The organism is Rhizobium brockwellii, assembly GCF_000769405.2.
In the GTDB taxonomy this organism is placed as follows: domain Bacteria; phylum Pseudomonadota; class Alphaproteobacteria; order Rhizobiales; family Rhizobiaceae; genus Rhizobium; species Rhizobium brockwellii.
In genome coordinates this window covers 780817-800751 of sequence record NZ_CP053440.1, presented here as the reverse complement: position 1 = coordinate 800751, position 19935 = coordinate 780817, and the positions used below count along the sequence as shown (strand labels likewise).

The window sequence follows — 19935 nt, the reverse complement described above, 5'->3', positions numbered from 1 at the left end:
ATGACAGCAACGCCATAAGATACTGCTTGAACCATGGCCTTCAGACGATCTGCCCGCCGGCGCTCCGGCAGACTGGCGGGTACGATATGAAGGACGCCCCCATGCAAGCAAGTCAGATCGAAATCGTCCCGTTCGGCCCCGACCATCTGGAAGCCGCCGTCGCGCTCTCAAGACAGGCGGGCTGGCCGCATCGGACGGAAGACTGGCAGCTGGCGCTCGCCTTGAGCGAAGGGATGGTTGCGGTCGAGGATGGCAGGGTCGTCGGCACCGTCCTCGTCACGCCCTACAAGCGAGATTGCGCGACCATCAACATGGTCATCGTCGACGAGACGATGCGCGGCAGGGGTCTCGGTCGAAAACTCATGGACGCCGCATTGCTGGCCGCAGGCGACCGGCCGCTGAGGCTGGTGGCGACGACGGCAGGCCTGCCGCTCTACCAGAAGCTTGGCTTCCACGAGACGGGAACCGTGCTGCAGCATCAGGGCCTTGCCGGAGAAATCGCCGCGCCGGCGGAAACGGAAGCCGCTACCGACGCCGACCTCCCTGCTATCGCGGCACTCGACCGCCTTGCCTTCGGCGCCGACCGCGAAGGGCTGCTCTCTTATTTCACCGGGATCGGCGAGTTCGCCGTCATTCGTCGCGATGGCCGCCTCTCCGGTTTCGCGTGTCTGCGTCCCTTCGGCCGCGGTGAAGTGATCGGACCCGTGGTGGCCGCCGACCTCGGCGAGGCCAGGAAACTCATCGAACATTTCATCGCCAGACGGCCTCGGCGGTTCCTCAGGGTCGACACCACTGCCGAGACCGGGCTTTCCCCATGGCTCGCCGAACAGGGGCTCGCCCATGTTGGCGGCGGCATTACGATGAGAAAGCCGTTGGCCAACGTCGCCGCCGATCCGACTGCCACCACCTTTGCCCTCGCCAGTCAGGCGCTCGGCTGATCCGGAGATCTCCATGTACAGCAATTCTCTCATCGAACTCGATCGCGCCCACCTCATTCATCCGGTCGCCTCCTACCGCGGCCATGAAAAGCTTGGCGTGCGCGTGCTCGCCTCGGCCAAAGGCGCGACGGTCACCGACGCCTCCGGCAAGCAACTGATCGACGGCTTTGCCGGCCTCTGGTGCGTCAATGCCGGTTACGGCCACGAGAGCATCGTCGAGGCGGCGGCCCGGCAGATGCGCGAGCTTCCCTATGCGACGGCCTATTTCGGCCTCGGCTCCGAGCCCGCGATCCGGCTTGCCGGCGAACTCGCCGACCGCGCGCCGGGCGATCTCAACCATATCTATTTCACCCTCGGTGGTTCCGATGCGGTGGACAGCACGGTCCGCTTCATCCGCTACTACTGGAATGCCCGAGGACAGCCTGAGCGCGATCAATTCATCTCGGTCGAACAGGGCTATCACGGCTCCTCGACGGTCGGCGCGGGTTTGACCGCGCTGCCTGCCTTCCATGCCGGCTTCGGCCTTCCCTTCGACTGGCAGCATAAAATTCCGTCTCATTACGCCTATCGCAACCCGGCAGGCGACAATCCGCAGGCGATCATCGACGCCTCGCTTGCGGCGCTGAAAAGCAAGGTCGAGGCGATCGGGCCGGAACGTGTTGCCGCTTTCTACGTCGAGCCGATCCAGGGCTCGGGCGGCGTTCTGGTGCCGCCGAAAGGCTGGATGAAAGCCATGCGCGAATTCTGCCGCGCACACGACATCCTTTTCGTGGCGGACGAAGTGATCACCGGCTTTGGCCGCACCGGCCCGCTTTTTGCCTGCAGCGAGGATGAGATCGTGCCCGATTTCATGACGACCGCCAAGGGTCTGACCTCCGGCTACGTCCCCATGGGCGCCGTCTTCATGGCCGATCATGTCTATGAAACGATCGCCGAGGGCGCGGGTGCTGCCGCCGTCGGCCATGGCTATACCTATTCGGCCCATCCCGTCAGCGCAGCGGTCGGCCTGGAAGTCCTGAAGCTTTATGAAAACGGCCTTCTCGAAAACGGCGTCAGGGCCGGTGCGCGGCTGATGCAGGGCCTGGAGTCGCTGAGAGATCATCCGCTCGTCGGCGATGTCCGCGGCCGCGGCATGCTGGCCGCCGTCGAACTCGTGGTCGACAAGGTGAACAAGACGCCGTTGCCGGCATCCGCCGAACCCTCCCGCCGCATCTTCGATCGCGCCTGGGAGAACGGCCTCGTCATCCGCGCCTTCGGCAATGGTGTGCTTGGCTATGCTCCGCCGCTCTGCTGCACCGAAACGGAGATAGATGCGATCGTCGAGCGCACCCGCATCACGCTGGACGAGACGCTGGAGGACCCGGATGTGCGTCGGGCGCTGCAGGCCTGAGAATATCGCGAAACGGTCAGATTCGGTATTTTGTGCCGCCTCATGATGCCTATTCGGCGAATCCGGTGCGGTGCAGGTGACACACTGAAATCAACGAAAGGCCGCGGCAGAAGCCGGCCTTCCATACAAGAGCGGGATAAAGACCCCGCCAGCGGAACAGAATTTTCTTCTTCGAGAAGCCGAGCTCCCATCGGAGCCGAACACTGGGGAATTCACGTGAGCAAAAGCCTTCCGGAATTCAAATACCTGACCTTCGACGTCGTCGGCACGCTCATCGACTTCGAAGGTGGCCTCAAGACCTGCCTCACCGAGATCGCGGCCGAGGCGGGGACTGAAATCGATGGCGAGCAAGCGCTTAGCCTTTACCGCGCAGCCCGCTACTCCGAAGACGCCGATCTCTTTCCCGACGACCTCGTTCGCGTCTACCTCGCGATCGCCCCGAAACTCGGCCTGCCCGCCGAGCAAAAATATGGCGAACAGCTGCGGGATTCGGCAAAGAGCTGGAAGGGTTTTGCAGACAGCGCCGCAGCGCTGGCCAGTCTTGCGAAAGATTACCGTCTCGTTGCGATGACCAACGCCCGCCGCTGGGCATTCGATTTCTTCGAGAAGGAACTCGGCAATCCCTTTTATGCCGCCTTCACCGCCGATGATACCGGGACCGAGAAACCCGATCCCGCATTCTTCGAAAAGGTGTTCGACTACGTCGTCTCGCAAGGACATTCGAAGGACGACATCCTGCATGTCGCCCAGAGCCAGTACCACGACATCGGGATTTCCCGGAAACTCGGACTGACCAATTGCTGGATCGAGCGGCGACATGCTGAGAAGGGTTACGGCGGCACGATCGAACCGGCCGAGTTCACCAAACCCGATTACCATTTCACCTCCATGGCCGGCCTTGCCGATGCCGTGGCCGCCGCGCGCGCCTGACTTTGAAAGCAGATCGGGCCTGCCTGGAACGGGCAGCCCGCCACACAAGAAAAGGGGAATGAGATGAACGACAAGATCACCAATTGGACCAGATCCGACGACGCCATGGTCGAAAGCGCCATCCGTCGTGGCGCCACCCGTCGCGAGTTGCTGCATATGATGCTTGCGGGCGGCGTGGCCATATCAGCTGGCGGGCTCGTGCTTGGCCGCGCCGGCAAGGCGCTCGCCGCTACGCCCGTTTCCGGCGGCGCGCTCAAGGCGGCCGGCTGGTCGTCCTCCACAGCCGATACGCTCGACCCCGCCAAGGCGTCGCTCTCCACCGACTATGTCCGGTGCTGCTCCTTCTATAACCGCCTCACCTTCCTCGACAAATCAGGCACGCCGCAGATGGAGCTTGCCGAAGCAATCGAGTCCAAGGATGCGAAGACCTGGACGGTCAAGCTGAAGAACGGCGTTACTTTCCATGACGGCAAGCCGCTGACCGCCGAAGACGTGGTTTTCTCGCTGAAGCGCCATCTCGATCCGTCCGTCGGCTCGAAGGTCGCCAAGATCGCCGCCCAGATGACCGGCTTCAAGGCGGTCGACAAACAGACCGTCGAGATCACGCTCGCCAGTCCGAATGCCGACCTGCCGACCATTCTGTCGATGCATCATTTCATGATCGTCGCCGACGGCACGACCGATTTCACCAAGGCCAACGGCACCGGCGCCTTCGTCAAGGAAGTCTTCGAGCCGGGCGTCCGGTCGGTCGGGATCAAGAACAAGAATTACTGGAAATCCGGCCCGAATGTCGATTCCTTCGAATATTTCGCGATCAGCGACGACAATGCCCGTGTCAACGCACTGCTTGCGGGCGACATCCATCTCGCAGCCACGATCAATCCGCGCTCTATGCGCCTCGTCGAGGCCCAGGGCGACGGCTTCACCTTGTCGAAGACGACGTCCGGCAACTATACCAATCTCAACATGCGACTGGATATGGAGCCCGGCAACAAGCGGGACTTCATCGAGGGCATGAAGTATCTCGTCAACCGCGAACAGATCGTCAAATCGGCGCTACGCGGCCTCGGTGAAGTCGGCAACGATCAGCCCGTTTCACCTGCGAACTTCTATCATGACGCAGAGCTGAAAGCGCGGGCCTTCGATCCCGACAAGGCGAAGTTCCACTTCGATAAGGCCGGCGTGCTTGGCCAATCCATCCCGATCATCGCTTCCGATGCGGCGAGCTCGTCGATCGACATGGCCATGATCATCCAGGCGGCCGGCGCCGAAATCGGCATGAAGCTCGATGTGCAGCGGGTACCTTCCGACGGCTACTGGGACAATTACTGGCTCAAGGCGCCGATCCACTTCGGCAATATCAACCCGCGTCCGACCCCTGATATCCTCTTCTCCCTGCTCTACACCTCGGACGCTCCGTGGAACGAAAGCCACTACAAGTCGGAGAAGTTCGACAAGATGCTGATCGAGGCGCGCGGCTCTCTCGATCAAGACAAGCGCAAGACGATCTATAACGAGATGCAGGGCATGGTCGCCCAGGAAGCTGGTACAATCATTCCGGCCTATATCTCGAACGTCGATGCCACGACCGCCAAGCTCAAGGGCCTGGAAGCCAACCCGCTAGGCGGCCAGATGGGATACGCTTTCGCGGAATATGTCTGGCTTGAAGCCTGATACAGCAAAGCAGACTGGGGCTGCAGCCGCGCCCCAGTTCCTCCATCAGCATTGGTGGAACTCAACTCGAACGCAAAGGGAAGACGCCCGTGAACCGCCAGGTCTTATCCCTTGTACTGAGCAGATTGTTCGTCGCCGTGATCACCCTGGTGATCGTCTCCTTCGCCGTCTTCTTCGCGACAACGCTGTTGCCTGGAGATACGGCGACGATCCTGCTCGGCCAAGCCGCCACGCCGGAAGCCGTCGAAGGCCTGCGCAAGGCCATGCATCTCGACGAACCGGCGCTCTTTCGTTTCCTGCGCTGGTTAGTCGGGCTGCTGCAAGGCGACCTCGGCACGTCCTATGCCAACGAAATGCCGATCGCCGCTCTCATCGCCGGCCGCTTCGTCAACACGCTGAAACTTGCCGGCGTCACCGCGCTTTTCTCCGTACCGATCGCGCTGACGCTCGGGATCACCGCGGCGATGCTGCGCGGCACCCTTTACGACCGGATCGTCACCGTGATCACCATCGGCGTCATCTCCGTGCCGGAGTTCATGGTCGCGACCTCCGCAGCGCTCATCTTCGCCGTCTATCTGAAATGGCTCCCGGCGCTGTCTTTCGCCAATGAGGTCCACAGTCTGACCGACCTGTTGCGCGTCTATGCCATGCCGGTGATCACCCTCACCTTCGTCGTATCGGCCCAGATGATCCGCATGACACGCGCCGCTGTCATCGAGACGCTCAACACACCCTATGTCGAAATGGCATTGCTCAAGGGCGCCTCCCGGCCGCGCATCGTCTTTCGCCATGCGCTGCCCAATGCGCTGGGCCCGATCGTCAATGCCGTTGCGCTTTCGCTGTCCTATCTGCTCGGAGGCGTCATCATCGTCGAGACCATTTTCAACTATCCCGGCATCGCCAAGCTGATGCTGGATGCCGTCGCAACCCGCGACCTGCCGCTGATCCAGAGCTGCGCGATGATTTTCTGCCTGGGCTATCTGCTGCTGATCACCATCGCCGATATCATCGCCATCCTTTCCAATCCGAGGCTCCGATGACCATGACCAGTTCCAAAACCACCTCCGGCCGGCTGTCCGGAACCCGGTTTGGCTATCGCTTCAACATCGTCGGCGCGATCGGCTTCACTGTCATCCTCTTATGGGCGCTCGTCGCGATCTTCGCGCCATGGGTCATCCCCTACCCGGTCGGCGAGATTATCGATCTCGACTATTTCGGCCCGATGAGCCGGGAACTCTGGCTCGGCTCCGATTATCTCGGCCGCGACATGCTCTCGCGGATTCTGATGGGCGCGCGCTACACGGTCGGCATCTCGCTGGCGGCGGTCACGATCGCCTGCTTCAGCGGCGTGGTGCTCGGCATGATCGCGGCGGTCGCCGGCGGCTGGCTGGACACCATCCTCAGCCGCTTCCTCGACGCCCTCAACTCCATCCCGAGCAAGCTGTTCGGCCTGGTGGTTGTCGCTGCCGTCGGCTCCTCGGTCCCGGTGCTGATCATGACGCTGTCGGTGATCTACATCCCTGGCGCTTACCGTTTCGCCCGGGCGCTCGCGGTCAACATCAATGCGATGGATTTCATCACGGTCGCGCGCATCCGCGGCGAAAGCACCCTCTATCTCATTCGCTCGGAAATCCTGCCGAACATCGTCGGACCGGTACTTGCCGATCTCGGCATCCGCTTCGTCTTCATCGTTCTGCTGCTTTCCGGGCTTTCCTTCCTCGGTCTTGGCGTCCAGCCGCCCTATGCCGATTGGGGTGCGCTCGTACGTGAGAATATCGGCGGCCTACCGTTCGGTGCGCCGGCGGTGATGTTTCCCTCGCTTGCCATCGCCAGCCTGACGATCAGCGTCAACCTGCTGATCGACAACCTGCCGCAGAAAATTCGCGACCGGAGCACGTCATGAGCAATTTCATCGAAATCCGTGACCTGAAGGTCGAGGCCACCACCGATTCCGGCCGACGCGTCGAAATCATCAAGGGTGTCAGCCTCGATGTTGCCGAGGGCGAGATCGTTGCGCTGATCGGCGAGAGCGGCTCGGGCAAGACAACCATTGCCCTGACCCTGATGGGCCATACCCGTGCGGGCTGTCGTATCTCCGGCGGCAGCGTTTCGGTCGGCGGCAAGGACATGGTCACGCTCAGCGAGAAGCAGCGCGCCAAGGTGCGCGGTACCGAAGTTGCCTATGTGCCGCAATCGGCGGCTGCCGCCTTCAACCCGGCCACATCAATCATGGACCAGGTGATCGAAGTCACGCGTATTCACCAGCTGATGTCGCCGGACGAGGCGCGCGCCCGCGCCGTCGAGCTCTTCCGGGCGCTGTCCCTGCCGGACCCCGAGACGATCGGCAGCCGTTATCCGCACCAGGTTTCCGGCGGCCAGTTGCAACGTCTGGCTGCCGCCATGGCGCTGATCGGCGACCCGACCCTCGTCATCTTCGACGAGCCGACGACGGCACTCGACGTGACGACCCAGATCGAAGTGTTGCGGGCTTTCAAGTCGGTCATGAAGAAGGGGGGCATCGCTGGCGTTTATGTCTCGCACGACCTTGCCGTCGTCGCCCAGATCGCCGACCGCATCGTGGTCTTGAAAGGCGGAGAGACCCAGGAAACCGGCACCACCGACGAAATCCTCAACAATGCCAAGCACCCCTATACCAGGGAGCTGCTCGCAGCCTTCGAACCGAAACCGCGGGGCGCAACTGGCCTCGCCGAACCCGCGACGGCTCCCCTGCTGAGCATCGAAGATCTGGTCGCGGGCTATGGACAGCGCCAGGCTGATGGCCTGCCGCTCGTTCGCGCGGTCGAGCATGTGAGCCTGAAGGTGGAAAGAGGCCGTAATCTCGGCATTATCGGCGAATCCGGTTGCGGAAAGTCGACGCTCGCCCGCACAATCGCCGGCATCCTGCCGGCGGCCGTCGGCAAGATCGTCTTCGACGGCACGGAACTGCATCGCAACGCGCGCGAGCGCTCGCGTGATGAGTTGCGCGAGATGCAGATCGTCTTCCAATATGCCGATACCGCACTCAACCCGGCAAAATCGGTTGAGGACATTCTCGACAGACCTCTGGTCTTTTACCACCGCATGGATCGAAAGGCGCGGAACGCCCGGATCGATCAACTGCTCGACATGGTACGCCTGCCCCGCAACCTGCGCCATCGCCGGCCGGGCGAACTCTCGGGCGGGCAGAAGCAACGTGTCAACTTCGCGCGGGCGCTCGCCGCCGATCCGAAGCTGATCCTCTGCGACGAGATTACCTCGGCACTCGACACGGTGGTCGCCGCCGCGGTCATCGATCTGCTCAAGGAATTACAGCGCGAACTCGGCCTTTCCTACATCTTCATCAGCCATGACCTCTCGGTGGTAGAGGCGATCTGCGACGAGATCGTCGTGATGTATGGCGGCCGCAAGGTCGAGGAAATCACATCCCTGACGGTGAAGGCGCCGCAACACCCCTATTCGCAACTGCTCTTCTCATCGGTGCCAACGCTCGATCCGGCCTGGCTCGACGGGCTCCAGCAGGATCCGGAACTGGTGCGGGCTTATTGCCGGCACTGAGCGCCGATTCCACTGCGAAATTTTTCGGGTCGGATTTGCTTCAAGAAATTGTGCGGCAAACTGCTCTGCCCTCTTCGAAACCAAGAGTTGGGCGCTTGCCAGATCAAGCGCACCGGGTCAGGTCGTGCTCGAAAGCTTCGACTCCGCGGCAGGAACCCAGCAAGTGGTAGCGAACATGGCTTTGGAAGGTACGGCCGAAATTTTGTCGCAAGTCCTTCCAACTAGTAGATGCTTACAGTTATAGGGAGAACAACCTGCGACAGAGAGAACCTGTATCCACGCAGGACTGACGAGTGACGCAAAAACTGCGCACTTTTGCTAATGCGGAAATAGGGTGGTCAGCGGCATGTGGGCCTTGATGATCGGCGATTTCAGGACGACGAAGCTGAAATATTTGTCGATGCCGACGTCCATATCGGTGAGCCGCTCCATGATCGTCTGGTATTCGTCGATGCCGGCGGTGACGAATTTCAGCATATAATCGTAGCCGCCCGAAACCAGGTGGCATTCGATCACCTGATCGACTTTTTCGATCGCCGCCAGGAAGCGGGCGAAGTCGATCTGCCGGTGGTTCTTCAGGGTGATCTCGGTGAACACTGTCAGCGTCTGTCCGAGTTTGCTGACGTTGATCTGAGCCGAATAACCTTCGATGTAGCCCTCCGACTGCAGCTTCTTCACTCGCATCAGGCAGGGGCTTGGCGACAGATTGACCAGTTCGGCGAGTTCCACATTCGTGACGCGGCCATTCTTCTGCAGTTCGTAGAGAATTTTTACGTCGATCCGGTCGAGTTTCATCTCACACGCCCTCACTTGCTCGAGATCGCCAATCACACAGCATATTATGCTGCTACTTTCTGGCGCCAACCTTAACACATGATGCTGGCCTGTCGATCGCGTTGCGAGACAGGCCGAAGCACAAACGGCTGCTGGCATCCTCCCAACACGGAATCTTCTGCTGCCACCAACCGATCTCCGGCAAAGCCGTGGCGTCGGATCAGCTACACTACGGTTAAAACGGAGATTCTCCCATGCCCGCACCGCTCAATCGCATCGACACCACGCCGGAACTGCCTTCCAATGCTGATGTCGTGGTCATCGGCGGCGGCATCGTCGGCGTTTTCGCGGCCTATTATCTCGCCCGGCGCGGATTGAAGGTCGTCCTCGTCGAGAAGGGCCTGATCGGCGCTGAGCAATCAAGCCGCAACTGGGGCTGGTGTCGCCAGCAGAACCGCGACGCGCGCGAATTGCCGATGTCGACGAAGAGCCTCGACCTGTGGGAGCGCTTCGCCATTGAGACCGGGGAGGACACCGGCTTCCGTCGATGCGGCCTCTTTTATCTCAGCAATAGCGACGAGGAACTGTCCGGCTGGGCCCGTTGGCGCGATTTCGCCCGCTCGGTCGGCGTCACGACGCATATGCTGAGCAGCGCCGAGGCAACCGAACGCGGGCATGCCACCGGCACATCATGGAAAGGCGGGGTCTTTTCGCCGACCGACGGCACCGCCGATCCGGCGAGCGCTGCGCCGGCCGTCGCCCGTGCGATCCTGAAACTCGGCGGCACGGTGCATCAGTCGTGCGCGGCTCGCGGCCTCGACGTCGAAGGCGGCCGGCTCTCGGGTGTCGTCACCGAGCATGGTACAATCCGGACAAAGATCGCGGTGCTCGCCGGTGGGGCCTGGGCCTCCTCCTTCTGCCGCCAGTTCGGCATTCGATTTCCGCAAGCCTCGATTCGCTCCTCGATCCTATCCGTATCTCCAGGCGCAAGCAGCCTGCCGGATGCGCTGCACACATCAGCCGTTTCGGTGACGCGACGCCGCGATGGCGGCCACACACTGGCGATCAGCGGCCGCGCACGCGTCGATCCGACGCCACAGCAGTTCCGCTTCGCGCGGCAGTTCCTGCCGATGTTTGCCCGGCGCTGGCGCAGTCTCGCACCAGGCGGGCTGGAGGGCTTTCGCTCCGGCCACGAATCTCTGGCACGCTGGCGGCTCGACAGGCCGACGCCGATGGAGCGCATGCGCATCCTCGACCCGACGGTCGACGAGGCCACCATCGCCCTCACCCATGCGCGGGCGCTCGAGCTTCTGCCCGCCTTGAAGAAGACCGCCATCAGCGCGACCTGGGCGGGCTATATCGACAGCACGCCCGACGGCGTGCCGGGGATCGGCGAGATCGCCGCCTTGCCCGGTTTCATCCTCGCTGCCGGCTTCAGCGGCCACGGCTTCGGCATCGGGCCGGGCGCCGGCCATCTGATTGCCGATATCGTCACCGGCGATGAGCCGATCGTCGACCCCAGGCCCTACCACCCCGACCGGTTCGGGGGATCCGCCTGGGGCAAAGTGGCCGATTTTTGAGTGCGGCTCGGCTAGCCCCACTCGAACCTCGAACTGCGGCAGAAATGATCACTACCCGGATCGCACCGTGGACCCGTCATCCCGTGTTGCCTTGAACCAGCAGCCGAGCGCTTCCTCCAATCCGTCCATGCTGTCTTCCTCTTCAACCCAAGCAATACAGGCATCGGGACGGATCAGCAGCCAAGGCTCTTTATCGACGGCGACGCAATGTGTCCTCTGTGTAGCGGCTGCAACAAGTTTGGACGCCGCGCCCTCAGGTGAGGCGTCGAGAAAAACACCCGTGCCATCCAGCATCGGATCTTAGAGCGATCCGACAGCATCCTAGACTCATTGCCGCCAATAGCTTGTGCTCAGACCCAACCGTCTACATCCCAAGTCCCAAGGTTCTGCCCCGCTTCAGTGAGCGCCTCAACTCCATCTGCTTCGTGAGTTCTGCACGATGACTGCGCTCGACAAGGCGGGCAACTTGGCGCTGCGCGTCCTCTAAACATGCACCGGCGAACGTTGCAGCGAATGCTATCCCGCGGACGGCCGCGGAAATGAAATTGCTGGTATCGTCAACAGAGTTGAAACGATTCTGATCTGCCGGAGCTGTTTGACGTAAAACATCCGTTCCGAGCGGAAGTCCTACCCGCGATCGGACCGGCTCCGCACCCCAGGAGCTGATGCGGACCCGAGTTAGGCCCGCAGGGGGTCGGCGCCGCATCCGCCGGCCCCTGTTAAGTCAGGGAAGGAGCAGATCGTGAATTATGAGTATGGAATGACGGTTTTCTACGATCCGGTGACCAAAAATGTCATTGTGGTCTTTCGTGGCAAAACCACAATTCTTGAAGGCCCCTTTCAAGACCTCCGAACAGGGGTAACTGCTGGAGAAAAGCTATGCGAGGAACTCGGATGGCGATCAGGTATTGAAGAAACGCCAGACAAGTCGATCGACTGATGTTGCAATAGAAAGCCGGGTTATCTACATCTTCGGCAGAAGCACCTTGTCGATGACGTGGATGACGCCATTCGACTGCTTGACATCTGCGATCGTCACAGTTGCTGTTCCCCCTATCTCGTCAGCAAGGGTAATCTTGCCCATGCTTTCCTTGGCCCTGAGCACACAGCCGCCGACCGTGCTCGCCATCGCATCGGCAGCAACCACGTGGCAGGTCAGCAGCTTTGTAAGCTGAGCCTTATTCTCCGGCATCAGAAGCGTTTCCACGGTGCCCTCGGAAGCGCTTCGAACGCTTCGTTGGTGGGCGCGAAGACTGTGAACGGTCCTTTGCCTTGGAGCGTTGAAACCAAACCCGCAGCCTTCACAGCGGCGACGAGTGTCGTGTGATCCTTGGAGTTGGCGGCGTTCTCGATAATGTTCTTGTCCTCGTACATTGCGCCGACCTTCGGGTTTGCCGCGAGTGCCGTCACGGGAATGAATGCGGCCATAGCGAAGGCGAGTGCTGAAATGATCATAGACTTGTTCATAATACGTCTCATCTCGATGCCGGCCTTCTTGGCGCGGTGTCGATTTTTACGCACGAGTTGGCTATTGGTTTAGTACTTTATAACAAGATCGTTATTTCAGATATTTACGATCAAAAGGCGCTTTTCTGTGTGCTTCTCGATGTCGTGATTTCTATTGACGATCAGATGCCCAACAAAGGTTGCAGCCAGCGCACAAACCTGCTTTTAAAGCGCAGAGGCGCGTCAGTGACGGCAAGACATATGCAGTCTTTTCCGGCGCTGGCTCGTGGCTGATGCATGAGATCGCCATCTGCCATTTCGACGTCGCCTCGCGCGAACGTCGAGACTTCATCGCTGAAGCTGCCATCGAGAACAAGCGTCAGTTCAGAGCCCTCGTGGGAATGTTCCGGAACGGGCTGACCGGCAGGAATCTTCAGCAATCGAACGGTCGTCGTATTGTCGTCGGTCGGTATAATCATCTGCGCTGCGCCGCGGCCCAGTCTGCGCCACTTCAACCCGCCAGCTTGCTCGATATAAGACCTCAGGGGCTCGGGGTAAGTGTTGTTGGCGGTCGTGTGCTTCTTGATAGGCACGACTTTCTCGATCTCACCAGCTTCAATCCGCGCTCGGAGGCTTTGCCAACTTGCTGTCACATCGTCTTTGCCCGCGTCTTGGGATTCAAGAAAGTAGCCCCCCACGTTTTCGAGCATCGCAAGATTCGCGCGGCATGACGGGCAAAGTGCGAGGTGGGTCGCAACTGCGACGCTCCAACCCTCCGCCAGAGTCCCGGCGGAGTAGTGGAGGAGCATATCGTCGTCCAGATGATGTTCAATCATTTGGCATCGACCTGAATCGCCATCCGCAACTTCTCGCATGCAAGCCGTATCCTCGATTTTACCGTTCCAATTGGGAGGTTTAGTCTTTCTGCTATCATTGTGTGGGTCAGACCGTCGAAGAACGACATCCGAAGGACCTCCACGTACTTCTGTTTCAATGTGAGCATCGCATTATGCAGCTCCTGCGCGTTCTGTTGCCGCTGAATCTTGACGTCCGCCGCTTCCATCTCATCTGGCACAAATGCGGGGTCGTTAACGTCGAATTCGGGATGGGCACCTTTGCGGGCAGCATCGATCATTTGATTTCTCGCAATCGCAAATATCCAGGTCGATGCCTGCGCTTTTGATGAATCGAACAGCGCCGCCTTATACCAGACCCGCATCATGGTTTCCTGAGTCAGTTCCTCAGCGAGTATGCGATTGCCTCTCGTCAGACGGACCATGTAAGAACGGACGCGTGGGTAAAAGTGCCTGTACAGAATTTCGAATGAGTCGATGTCGCGCGATTTTCCTACGGCCGACATCAATGAATTGATCCGCGCGGCATCCAATTTTTGCTTCTCTTCCTCCAAGGCGCCGACCTTTCGTTCCAAACCCGGCATGTGCCAGGCGACTGCCTTAGCACGGGTCCCTCGACGTAATCCGGATCGGAACGGTAATCGCATGTTCATGAGGTGGATTACGCGTGAGAACCTGAGCGGATCAAAAAAGCGACATGAAAAATTTGAACAGGCGACGGATCATCTGCCAATGCGAAGTCAGCATATCCCCTACGGAACCTCATCACATCTTATCCAGTGTTCCCACAACGCGCTGCGTAATCCAAAAAGCCGCGCCGGCTGAAGCAGCCGATAAGGCACTACCCCAAAGCAAATCGGCCATCGTTAAAGTGGTCGACCAATTTTTAAGCGTTGACTGGTTTGTTAAGTCGTAGGTTGCGTACGCTGTGAAGCCAACGGCGGCGCCGTATAGAGCCGCCGTGACCACGGAGCCTGACATCAAGCCTGTCCTGACAGCCAGAAACGTCAGCCCGGCCGCGTAGATGAGGTAAAAGGCGACGGCCGGAGCGAGCCTGAATTCAGGGGCCAGCATTTCGCCCAAAGTCGGGCGATAGAGGCGATCTGCCATGCTGCCAAGCCAGACGAAATCAATTGCGACGAAAATGATCAGCGTTGCAAGATAGGCGACAATATAGGTTTTCACATTTTTTCTCATTACAAATTCTGCACCTCAGTCAATGCGCGTCCAGTCGATAGCTTTGCAAAGCAAACCGGCGACCACACAGCCTTTCGTGGTCATCTTGTTGCCGTCGACGGTGACCGTCAGCTTGTAGCTCATGTCACGTTGCGGATCGAAAGCAGTGCCCGAATAGCTACCCTCGGCGTCTGGTCTTATCGACATCACAAGCTTGTCGCCTTCCTTCTCCTTCGGCGTCCCCGGCTTGATCCAGGTGTTGACCGCGCAGAGATCCGAACCGCACGGTGCGATCTTCACCTTTGCATTTCCGTCTCCTCGCGCCCACTGACCGTTGATGTCAGCAGCCCCCGCCATGCTTGCAGCTCCAATAGCTAAAACTGCAACCATCGGCATCATCGGGTTCATACCATTTCTCCTTAAGGTGCGATTCAAGCATGTTCGATGCGCCCGAACATGGATGACTCTTAACGATGCGCGTTAGCCTGTGCCGTGCGTGACTTAGGTGGGTAAAAGCCGGATGACTGGGACTTGGTCGAAATTCCGGTGTCATGCGAGCACTGGCCCGTCGATCGGAACATCGATGGGCCTAATCAGCGGCTTGCGAATAATCCGGGCACTTTCCTGCGCCACCTGCCAGGGCCGGCGCAGGCCGCCGAGATCTTCAGCGACCGCGAGCCCGGCTTGAATGCCGTCTTCATGAAACTCTGACCCGAAATGCGCGCCGCAGAACCAGGTATTGCCTACCCCTTGCAGCGACCAGACTTCGTGCTGAGCTCTGTCTGTTCCAAGGTCGAAGACAGGGTGGTCGTAGACTTCACGCAGAATAACGCTGTCAGCGCGCGGCTCGCGACGTGGATTGAGGGTCACAAATATTGGAGGCGCTGCGCCAAGTGGCTGCAGCCTGTTCATCCAATAGGTGATCGACGGCTGTGCGGGTGCATCCTCGGTGTCGGCGATATAATTCCAACTTGACCACGCGCCGCGCCGCCTCGGCATGAGGCTGGCATCGCCGTGGAGCACGGCCTCGTTGCGCGAATATTGAAACGCACCAAGGATGCGCCGTTCGTCGTCCGTTGCATCAGTCAGCAGGCGGAGCGCCTGATCCGCGTGCGTGGCAATCACGACGTCGTCGAAGACTTGGTTTGCACCCCCCGCATCCCGGACTTCCACTCGCCCCGGCAACCGGCGGATGGCCGTCACCGGGGTCGAAAGCCTTATCCGGTCGGCGAAACAGCTGGCAATGCGCGACACATATTCACGGCTGCCACCCTTGACCGTTCGCCAGATTGGCCGGTTCCAGAGTTCGAGAAGGCCGTGATTGCGACAGAATTTCACGAAGCTGGCAGCAGCGTAGTTGCCCACCTCCATGGCCGCCGTCGACCAGATTGCCGCGGCCATCGGATAGAGGTGGTCGTCGCGGAAAGGTCGACCATAGCCGTTGCGGCACAGGTAGTCGTGAAGCGAGATATTGCCCATCATAGCAAGATCGCGCGGTGCGGTGCGATAGAAGCGAAGTAAATCCCGTATCATCGACCAGAAGCGCGCGTTGACGAGATTTGATCTTTGAGCAAATAAACCGAGGCGGGTGCCGCCGGAATATTCGAAGGCACCATCGTTCAGCGAGACGGCAAATGACATGTCGGACGCAGCCGTCGGCACGTCGAGCAGGCGGAACAAAGCTGCCAGATTCGGGTAGGTGACCTCGTTATAGACGATAAAGCCAGTATCAACCGCAACTGGCCCGCTCGCGCTCTCGAACTCCACCGTATTGCTGTGACCACCAATCCGGTTCGCAGCCTCGTAAACAGTAACATCGTGGCGGTGAGACAAAAGCCAAGCTGCCGAAAGGCCTGAAATGCCGGTTCCAACGACGGCTATATTCAGGCGCCGTCCGCCAGCGTTCCGATTATCAAATTCCATATAACCTCTCGGTGTGAGCCGTTGCCGGCTCTCAATGCAGTTGTTTTCAGACCGCCTCTACGAAGAGGAGCTCAGGTTAGTTTTGCTGGCTGCGCAATTTTTTGAGGAATTTCCAGGCGCGCGGAAAAACTGATCTGTGTGCAAGGCCGTAGAGAAGCTCGTTAACAATCCACCCGATGGAAAAACGATGGATTTGTCTCTTTTAGTTCTCATCGCGATCTTGTTGTCGCTTGCGATGGCCATCGCCTGGGCGATTCAGCGTGTTACGGGCTTGAGTGGCTGGATCGATACGATCTGGACCGCCGCGGTAGGCGTCGGCGGTATGACCGCGGCGCTTTTTTCGAATGGGGACGTTGATCGTCGCATCGCCCTCATGATTATCATCGCCGCCTGGGCACTGAGGCTCGGCGGCCATATCGGGTCACGTACCAGAGGCGGTAGCGAAGATCCCCGCTATGCAAGACTTATAGCGGAGTGGGGTGATAGCGCCGAATGGCGGCTATTCCTCTTTCTCCAGATCCAGGCGTTAGCGGCATTCGTGCTCATGCTGGCCGTCTATCTCGCAGCGAACAATGATATCGTGTTCCCAAGTTTGCATGATGGGGTCGCTGTCTTGATCGCTGCTGTTGCGCTGGTCGGCGAGGCGATCGCCGACGTGCAGCTGGCGCGCTTCCGGAAAACACCGCAGGCGAAGACAGAGGTCTGCGAGGCTGGCCTATGGCGCTATTCGCGCCACCCCAACTATTTCTTCGAATGGCTCTTCTGGTGTTGCTGGCCACTTTTCGCGATTGCAGCGCCAATCTCGAGCTGGCTGTCGATCTTCGCACCGCTGCTGATGTATTGGCTGCTCGTTCATGTCTCCGGCATCCCCCCGCTCGAAGAGCACATGCTGCGCTCGCGCGGCGAAAAGTTCCGCGCCCTACAGAGCCGCGTCAACGCCTTTTTCCCAGCACCTCGAAGACAGCGCCCACAAGGAGATGAGCGATGAATGTGATGGCTTTCGCTATCAAGACTGCCGAGCGAGCCCCGCTCAACGACAGCATGACGCTCGCAGGCATCGAGCTCCTCTGCAACCGCACCAAGCGCAGACTGGCGGCGACGTCAGCTGAGGCCGAGAGGATCTTTGTCGACACGATGGGGCATTTTCCGGTCGCCACGCATACTGACCAGGCCAACCGCCAACATTATGAAGTGCCGGCCGCCTTTTTCGCGCTGGCGCTCGGGGCGCAGAGAAAATACTCATGCTGTCTATACCCGACAGATACCACGACGCTTGACGAGGCCGAAACCTTTGCTCTTGCCGAGACCGTGAACCACGCCGCCATCGAAGATGGCATGAGTATTCTTGAACTCGGCTGCGGCTGGGGCTCGCTGTCGCTCTACCTCGCCACGCATTTCCCGAATTCGCGCGTCACCTCCGTATCAAACTCCGCCTCTCAGCGCGCATACATCCTTGCCCGCGCCGAAACACTCGGATTGATCAACCTGAGCGTCATCACCGCCGACATGAACCACTTTGCCACCGACCAGCGTTATGACCGCGTCGTCTCCGTGGAGATGTTCGAGCACATGTCGAACTGGCGGGCGCTTTTAGAGCGGGTGCACCGCTGGATCCAGCCTGACGGCAAGCTGTTCCTGCACATCTTCACGCACAAAGACCGATCCTATCGTTTCGACCGCGCCGACCCTGCCGATTGGATCGCCCAGCACTTCTTCACCGGCGGCATCATGCCGGCCCATGACCTGCCGCACCGTTTCGGCGATCTATTCCAAGTGGAAATGGAATGGCGCTGGTCGGGCACGCATTATCGCCGCACTTCTCTTGACTGGCTTGCCAATTTCGATCGGCGCATCGATCGCATCCAGCCAATCTTAAGGCAGATCTACGGCCGGGACGCGTCTCTATGGCAGCGCCGTTGGAGACTGTTCTTTCTTTCGACGGCTGGCATGTTCGGCCATGACAGGGGCGATATCTGGGGTGTCGGCCACTACCTTCTGGGACGAACACCATGATGGCAGTTGCACCTGCAAATCTTGATCCATTGACAAAGGCGTCCGTGACGGTCGCTTGGGTCATCCTCCTGAACAAGCCGTTTTACCCGCTCTACATTTGGTATTTGGTGGGTGATGGCGTGGCAGCTTCGCTTGGCACATTAGCCGCAGCGCCGCTCTTTCTGGCGATCCCTTTGATAGCCCGGCGTTCGCCGCTGTCGGCAAGGATCGCGCTTCCGCTGGTCGGTACGTTTGACACTCTGTTCGAAACGAAGCTCTTTGGCCAACACTCCGGTACTGAGTTGTTTCTGGCGGCCTGCTTAATGCTCGTTGCAGTCTCCTTTCGAGAAGACGAACACTGGTGGCAACGTGGAATGGCTGTCCTCGTTTTTGCCGCCTTCGTGTTTTCACGGGGTTTCATCGGCGCGCCGCTGCACGTTTGGACGCAAACAGACCTTGCGATACTCCTCAACTTGAACGCGTTCGCCGTGGCAAGTCTGATGGCCTTCGTAACGCTGCGATATGCGGGAACTTCACGCCAGTCGAGGCTTTATTCAGCGGTGCCTGAGCACCCGACACCGGGGAGGTATTCATGAAACATTGTCTCAATCGTGCGGGCCGGCTTCTGCTGGCGGTGCTCTTCATCCTTAGCGAAGCCGCCGCTGCGTACGCCACACCCAACGTGATTAAAGTGGGACCGGATCACTATCGCGGGACATGGCTGGAGGTCGGGCGGACACCGATGTTCCTGACCGACGGCTGCGTTGCGGGCTATTCGAGCTACCGACAAGGCAAATCGCCAGATGAGATTCTCATCGAAGACGGTTGTAGAGTCGACACGCCCCAAGGTCGACTGAAGACCGTCCGCGGCACCGGGACCATCCAGGATTTCGGGACAACAAATGCGAAGATGCAGGTTCGATACCCCTGGCTAATCACTTTCAACTATTGGGTTTTGTATAAATCTCCTGACAAATCCTGGTTTATCAGCGCCAACCCGTCGATGACGAACCTGTGGATTTACTCCAGGAACGTTCCCTCGAAAAACAAGCTGCATCGCATGATCAACAAGGCGAGCGAACTCGGCTACGACGTTCGCAAGCTTGAGTTTCCGCAGCAGTAAAGAGAAAACACAGACTGGCAATATCCCTTAACGCGCTGATGGACTTCCAGGAGAATTAGATACAATGCCCTCCTACCGCACAACCAGCGCAATGATGCTGGGCTTCTTTCTCCTTGTCGTGATCGGCGCCGGGCTGGTGATCGGTCTAACCATTCAACCAGGGGCCTGGTATGCCTCGTTGAACAAGCCGTTTTTCAATCCGCCAAATTGGATTTTCGGTCCGGCATGGACCACACTCTATATCCTTATTGCAATTGCGGGCTGGCGCACGTGGCTTATCGAGGGCGTCAAAGGCCGGGGCATCAAGATCTGGATTGGGCAGATGATACTGAACTGGCTGTGGACGCCACTATTCTTTGGGGCGCATGCAATGTCTTTAGGCCTGGCGGTCATCCTATGCCTACTGCTTCTCATCCTTTATTTTATTGCGATAGCAAGAGATAAGGTCGCGCGTTTTTGCTTCTTTCCCTATGCGCTATGGGTGGGATTTGCTTCCGTCCTGAACGCGTCTTTGCTTTGGCTGAACGGCTGAAACGTCATACCAAAAGATATCCGACAGGTGGCTTGAGCACTGGTTGCA

At 59.4% G+C, this 19935-nt stretch carries 21 protein-coding genes and 1 pseudogene; 14 read left to right on the top strand and 8 right to left on the bottom strand.

Going from position 1 to position 19935, the window contains the following annotated elements:
• Positions 1-101: 101 nt before the first annotated feature.
• From RLCC275e_RS27355 to RLCC275e_RS27325, 7 genes are all read left to right on the top strand, one after another.
• Complete coding sequence (locus RLCC275e_RS27355; protein ID WP_033183366.1) at positions 102-938, top strand: GNAT family N-acetyltransferase; 837 nt, start codon at positions 102-104, stop codon at positions 936-938.
• Positions 939-951: 13 nt separating this feature from the next.
• On the top strand, positions 952-2328 hold the full coding sequence (locus RLCC275e_RS27350) for an aspartate aminotransferase family protein (protein WP_033183367.1): 1377 nt from the start codon (positions 952-954) through the stop codon (positions 2326-2328).
• A gap of 216 nt (positions 2329-2544) precedes the next feature.
• A complete protein-coding gene (locus tag RLCC275e_RS27345; RefSeq protein WP_033183369.1) occupies positions 2545-3258 on the top strand; it encodes an HAD-IA family hydrolase in 714 nt (237 codons plus the stop codon).
• A 63-nt stretch (positions 3259-3321) separates the two neighbouring features.
• Positions 3322-4932, top strand: coding sequence for an ABC transporter substrate-binding protein (locus RLCC275e_RS27340; RefSeq protein WP_033183370.1), 1611 nt, complete (start codon positions 3322-3324; stop codon positions 4930-4932).
• Positions 4933-5021: 89 nt separating this feature from the next.
• Positions 5022-5972 (top strand): ABC transporter permease, encoded by a 951-nt coding sequence (locus RLCC275e_RS27335; protein ID WP_028742929.1) that lies wholly within the window; start codon positions 5022-5024, stop codon positions 5970-5972.
• Positions 5969-6835, top strand: a complete 867-nt coding sequence (locus RLCC275e_RS27330; protein ID WP_033183371.1) for an ABC transporter permease — start codon at positions 5969-5971, stop codon at positions 6833-6835. Before RLCC275e_RS27335 ends, RLCC275e_RS27330 begins: the two co-directional genes overlap by 4 nt.
• Positions 6832-8487 (top strand): ABC transporter ATP-binding protein, encoded by a 1656-nt coding sequence (locus tag RLCC275e_RS27325; RefSeq protein ID WP_130670713.1) that lies wholly within the window; start codon positions 6832-6834, stop codon positions 8485-8487. The genes RLCC275e_RS27330 and RLCC275e_RS27325 overlap by 4 nt, the downstream gene beginning before the upstream one ends.
• Positions 8488-8805: 318 nt before the next feature.
• Here RLCC275e_RS27325 and RLCC275e_RS27320 read toward each other — a convergent pair whose 3' ends face one another.
• A complete protein-coding gene (locus RLCC275e_RS27320; protein WP_033183372.1) occupies positions 8806-9282 on the bottom strand; it encodes an Lrp/AsnC family transcriptional regulator in 477 nt (158 codons plus the stop codon).
• A gap of 233 nt (positions 9283-9515) precedes the next feature.
• Here RLCC275e_RS27320 and RLCC275e_RS27315 point away from each other — a divergent pair, with 233 nt between their 5' ends.
• Positions 9516-10841: an NAD(P)/FAD-dependent oxidoreductase gene (locus RLCC275e_RS27315; protein ID WP_033183373.1), complete on the top strand. Its 1326-nt coding sequence runs from the start codon at positions 9516-9518 to the stop codon at positions 10839-10841.
• Positions 10842-10892: 51 nt separating this feature from the next.
• Here RLCC275e_RS27315 and RLCC275e_RS27310 read toward each other — a convergent pair whose 3' ends face one another.
• Positions 10893-11135, bottom strand: coding sequence for an aromatic-ring hydroxylase C-terminal domain-containing protein (locus RLCC275e_RS27310; protein ID WP_033183374.1), 243 nt, complete (start codon positions 11133-11135; stop codon positions 10893-10895).
• 466 nt (positions 11136-11601) lie between these two features.
• On the opposite strand from RLCC275e_RS27310, the gene RLCC275e_RS27305 reads away from it, so the two are divergent.
• Positions 11602-11781 carry a hypothetical protein gene (locus RLCC275e_RS27305; protein ID WP_210274339.1) on the top strand — a complete coding sequence of 60 codons (180 nt, stop codon included), beginning with the start codon at positions 11602-11604 and terminating at the stop codon, positions 11779-11781.
• Between the two features lie 24 nt (positions 11782-11805).
• Here the strand turns inward: RLCC275e_RS27305 and RLCC275e_RS27300 are convergent.
• The 6 genes and pseudogenes from RLCC275e_RS27300 to RLCC275e_RS27275 form a co-directional block, all read right to left on the bottom strand.
• A pseudogene (locus RLCC275e_RS27300) lies at positions 11806-12308 on the bottom strand (fasciclin domain-containing protein).
• A 161-nt stretch (positions 12309-12469) separates the two neighbouring features.
• Positions 12470-13123 (bottom strand): ChrR family anti-sigma-E factor, encoded by a 654-nt coding sequence (locus tag RLCC275e_RS27295; RefSeq protein WP_033183375.1) that lies wholly within the window; start codon positions 13121-13123, stop codon positions 12470-12472.
• Positions 13120-13725: a sigma-70 family RNA polymerase sigma factor gene (locus RLCC275e_RS27290; protein ID WP_317278930.1), complete on the bottom strand. Its 606-nt coding sequence runs from the start codon at positions 13723-13725 to the stop codon at positions 13120-13122. The genes RLCC275e_RS27295 and RLCC275e_RS27290 overlap by 4 nt, the downstream gene beginning before the upstream one ends.
• A gap of 181 nt (positions 13726-13906) precedes the next feature.
• A complete protein-coding gene (locus tag RLCC275e_RS27285) occupies positions 13907-14326 on the bottom strand; it encodes a DUF2177 family protein (RefSeq protein ID WP_033183506.1) in 420 nt (139 codons plus the stop codon).
• A gap of 27 nt (positions 14327-14353) precedes the next feature.
• The gene (locus tag RLCC275e_RS27280; RefSeq protein WP_033183376.1) at positions 14354-14725 is read right to left on the bottom strand and encodes a DUF2147 domain-containing protein; all 372 of its coding nucleotides are present in this window, start codon (positions 14723-14725) and stop codon (positions 14354-14356) included.
• Between the two features lie 141 nt (positions 14726-14866).
• Complete coding sequence (locus tag RLCC275e_RS27275; protein ID WP_033183377.1) at positions 14867-16240, bottom strand: NAD(P)/FAD-dependent oxidoreductase; 1374 nt, start codon at positions 16238-16240, stop codon at positions 14867-14869.
• Positions 16241-16427: 187 nt separating this feature from the next.
• On the opposite strand from RLCC275e_RS27275, the gene RLCC275e_RS27270 reads away from it, so the two are divergent.
• From RLCC275e_RS27270 to RLCC275e_RS27250, 5 genes are all read left to right on the top strand, one after another.
• Positions 16428-17228 carry a DUF1295 domain-containing protein gene (locus tag RLCC275e_RS27270; protein ID WP_033183378.1) on the top strand — a complete coding sequence of 267 codons (801 nt, stop codon included), beginning with the start codon at positions 16428-16430 and terminating at the stop codon, positions 17226-17228.
• Positions 17225-18253 carry an SAM-dependent methyltransferase gene (locus RLCC275e_RS27265; RefSeq protein WP_033183379.1) on the top strand — a complete coding sequence of 343 codons (1029 nt, stop codon included), beginning with the start codon at positions 17225-17227 and terminating at the stop codon, positions 18251-18253. Before RLCC275e_RS27270 ends, RLCC275e_RS27265 begins: the two co-directional genes overlap by 4 nt.
• Positions 18250-18828 (top strand): hypothetical protein, encoded by a 579-nt coding sequence (locus RLCC275e_RS27260; protein ID WP_033183380.1) that lies wholly within the window; start codon positions 18250-18252, stop codon positions 18826-18828. Before RLCC275e_RS27265 ends, RLCC275e_RS27260 begins: the two co-directional genes overlap by 4 nt.
• Positions 18825-19355: a lipocalin family protein gene (locus RLCC275e_RS27255; protein ID WP_033183381.1), complete on the top strand. Its 531-nt coding sequence runs from the start codon at positions 18825-18827 to the stop codon at positions 19353-19355. The genes RLCC275e_RS27260 and RLCC275e_RS27255 overlap by 4 nt, the downstream gene beginning before the upstream one ends.
• Before the next feature lie 64 nt (positions 19356-19419).
• Positions 19420-19887 (top strand): TspO/MBR family protein, encoded by a 468-nt coding sequence (locus tag RLCC275e_RS27250; protein ID WP_033183382.1) that lies wholly within the window; start codon positions 19420-19422, stop codon positions 19885-19887.
• The last annotated feature ends 48 nt before the right edge of the window (positions 19888-19935 follow it).

Bases quoted from the DNA above. Each gene is read 5' to 3' on its own strand.
- RLCC275e_RS27355 (WP_033183366.1), top strand. From the start codon at position 102: ATGCAAGCAAGTCAGATCGAAATCGTCCCGTTCGGCCCCGACCATCTG.
- RLCC275e_RS27350 (WP_033183367.1), top strand. From the start codon at position 952: ATGTACAGCAATTCTCTCATCGAACTCGATCGCGCCCACCTCATTCAT.
- RLCC275e_RS27340 (WP_033183370.1), top strand. From the start codon at position 3,322: ATGAACGACAAGATCACCAATTGGACCAGATCCGACGACGCCATGGTC.
- RLCC275e_RS27330 (WP_033183371.1), top strand. From the start codon at position 5,969: ATGACCATGACCAGTTCCAAAACCACCTCCGGCCGGCTGTCCGGAACC.
- RLCC275e_RS27325 (WP_130670713.1), top strand. From the start codon at position 6,832: ATGAGCAATTTCATCGAAATCCGTGACCTGAAGGTCGAGGCCACCACC.
- RLCC275e_RS27320 (WP_033183372.1), bottom strand. From the start codon at position 9,282: ATGAAACTCGACCGGATCGACGTAAAAATTCTCTACGAACTGCAGAAG.
- RLCC275e_RS27315 (WP_033183373.1), top strand. From the start codon at position 9,516: ATGCCCGCACCGCTCAATCGCATCGACACCACGCCGGAACTGCCTTCC.
- RLCC275e_RS27310 (WP_033183374.1), bottom strand. From the start codon at position 11,135: ATGCTGGATGGCACGGGTGTTTTTCTCGACGCCTCACCTGAGGGCGCG.
- RLCC275e_RS27305 (WP_210274339.1), top strand. From the start codon at position 11,602: ATGACGGTTTTCTACGATCCGGTGACCAAAAATGTCATTGTGGTCTTT.
- RLCC275e_RS27295 (WP_033183375.1), bottom strand. From the start codon at position 13,123: ATGATTGAACATCATCTGGACGACGATATGCTCCTCCACTACTCCGCC.
- RLCC275e_RS27290 (WP_317278930.1), bottom strand. From the start codon at position 13,725: ATGCCGGGTTTGGAACGAAAGGTCGGCGCCTTGGAGGAAGAGAAGCAA.
- RLCC275e_RS27280 (WP_033183376.1), bottom strand. From the start codon at position 14,725: ATGAACCCGATGATGCCGATGGTTGCAGTTTTAGCTATTGGAGCTGCA.
- RLCC275e_RS27275 (WP_033183377.1), bottom strand. From the start codon at position 16,240: ATGGAATTTGATAATCGGAACGCTGGCGGACGGCGCCTGAATATAGCC.
- RLCC275e_RS27270 (WP_033183378.1), top strand. From the start codon at position 16,428: ATGGATTTGTCTCTTTTAGTTCTCATCGCGATCTTGTTGTCGCTTGCG.
- RLCC275e_RS27265 (WP_033183379.1), top strand. From the start codon at position 17,225: ATGAATGTGATGGCTTTCGCTATCAAGACTGCCGAGCGAGCCCCGCTC.
- RLCC275e_RS27260 (WP_033183380.1), top strand. From the start codon at position 18,250: ATGATGGCAGTTGCACCTGCAAATCTTGATCCATTGACAAAGGCGTCC.
- RLCC275e_RS27255 (WP_033183381.1), top strand. From the start codon at position 18,825: ATGAAACATTGTCTCAATCGTGCGGGCCGGCTTCTGCTGGCGGTGCTC.
- RLCC275e_RS27250 (WP_033183382.1), top strand. From the start codon at position 19,420: ATGCCCTCCTACCGCACAACCAGCGCAATGATGCTGGGCTTCTTTCTC.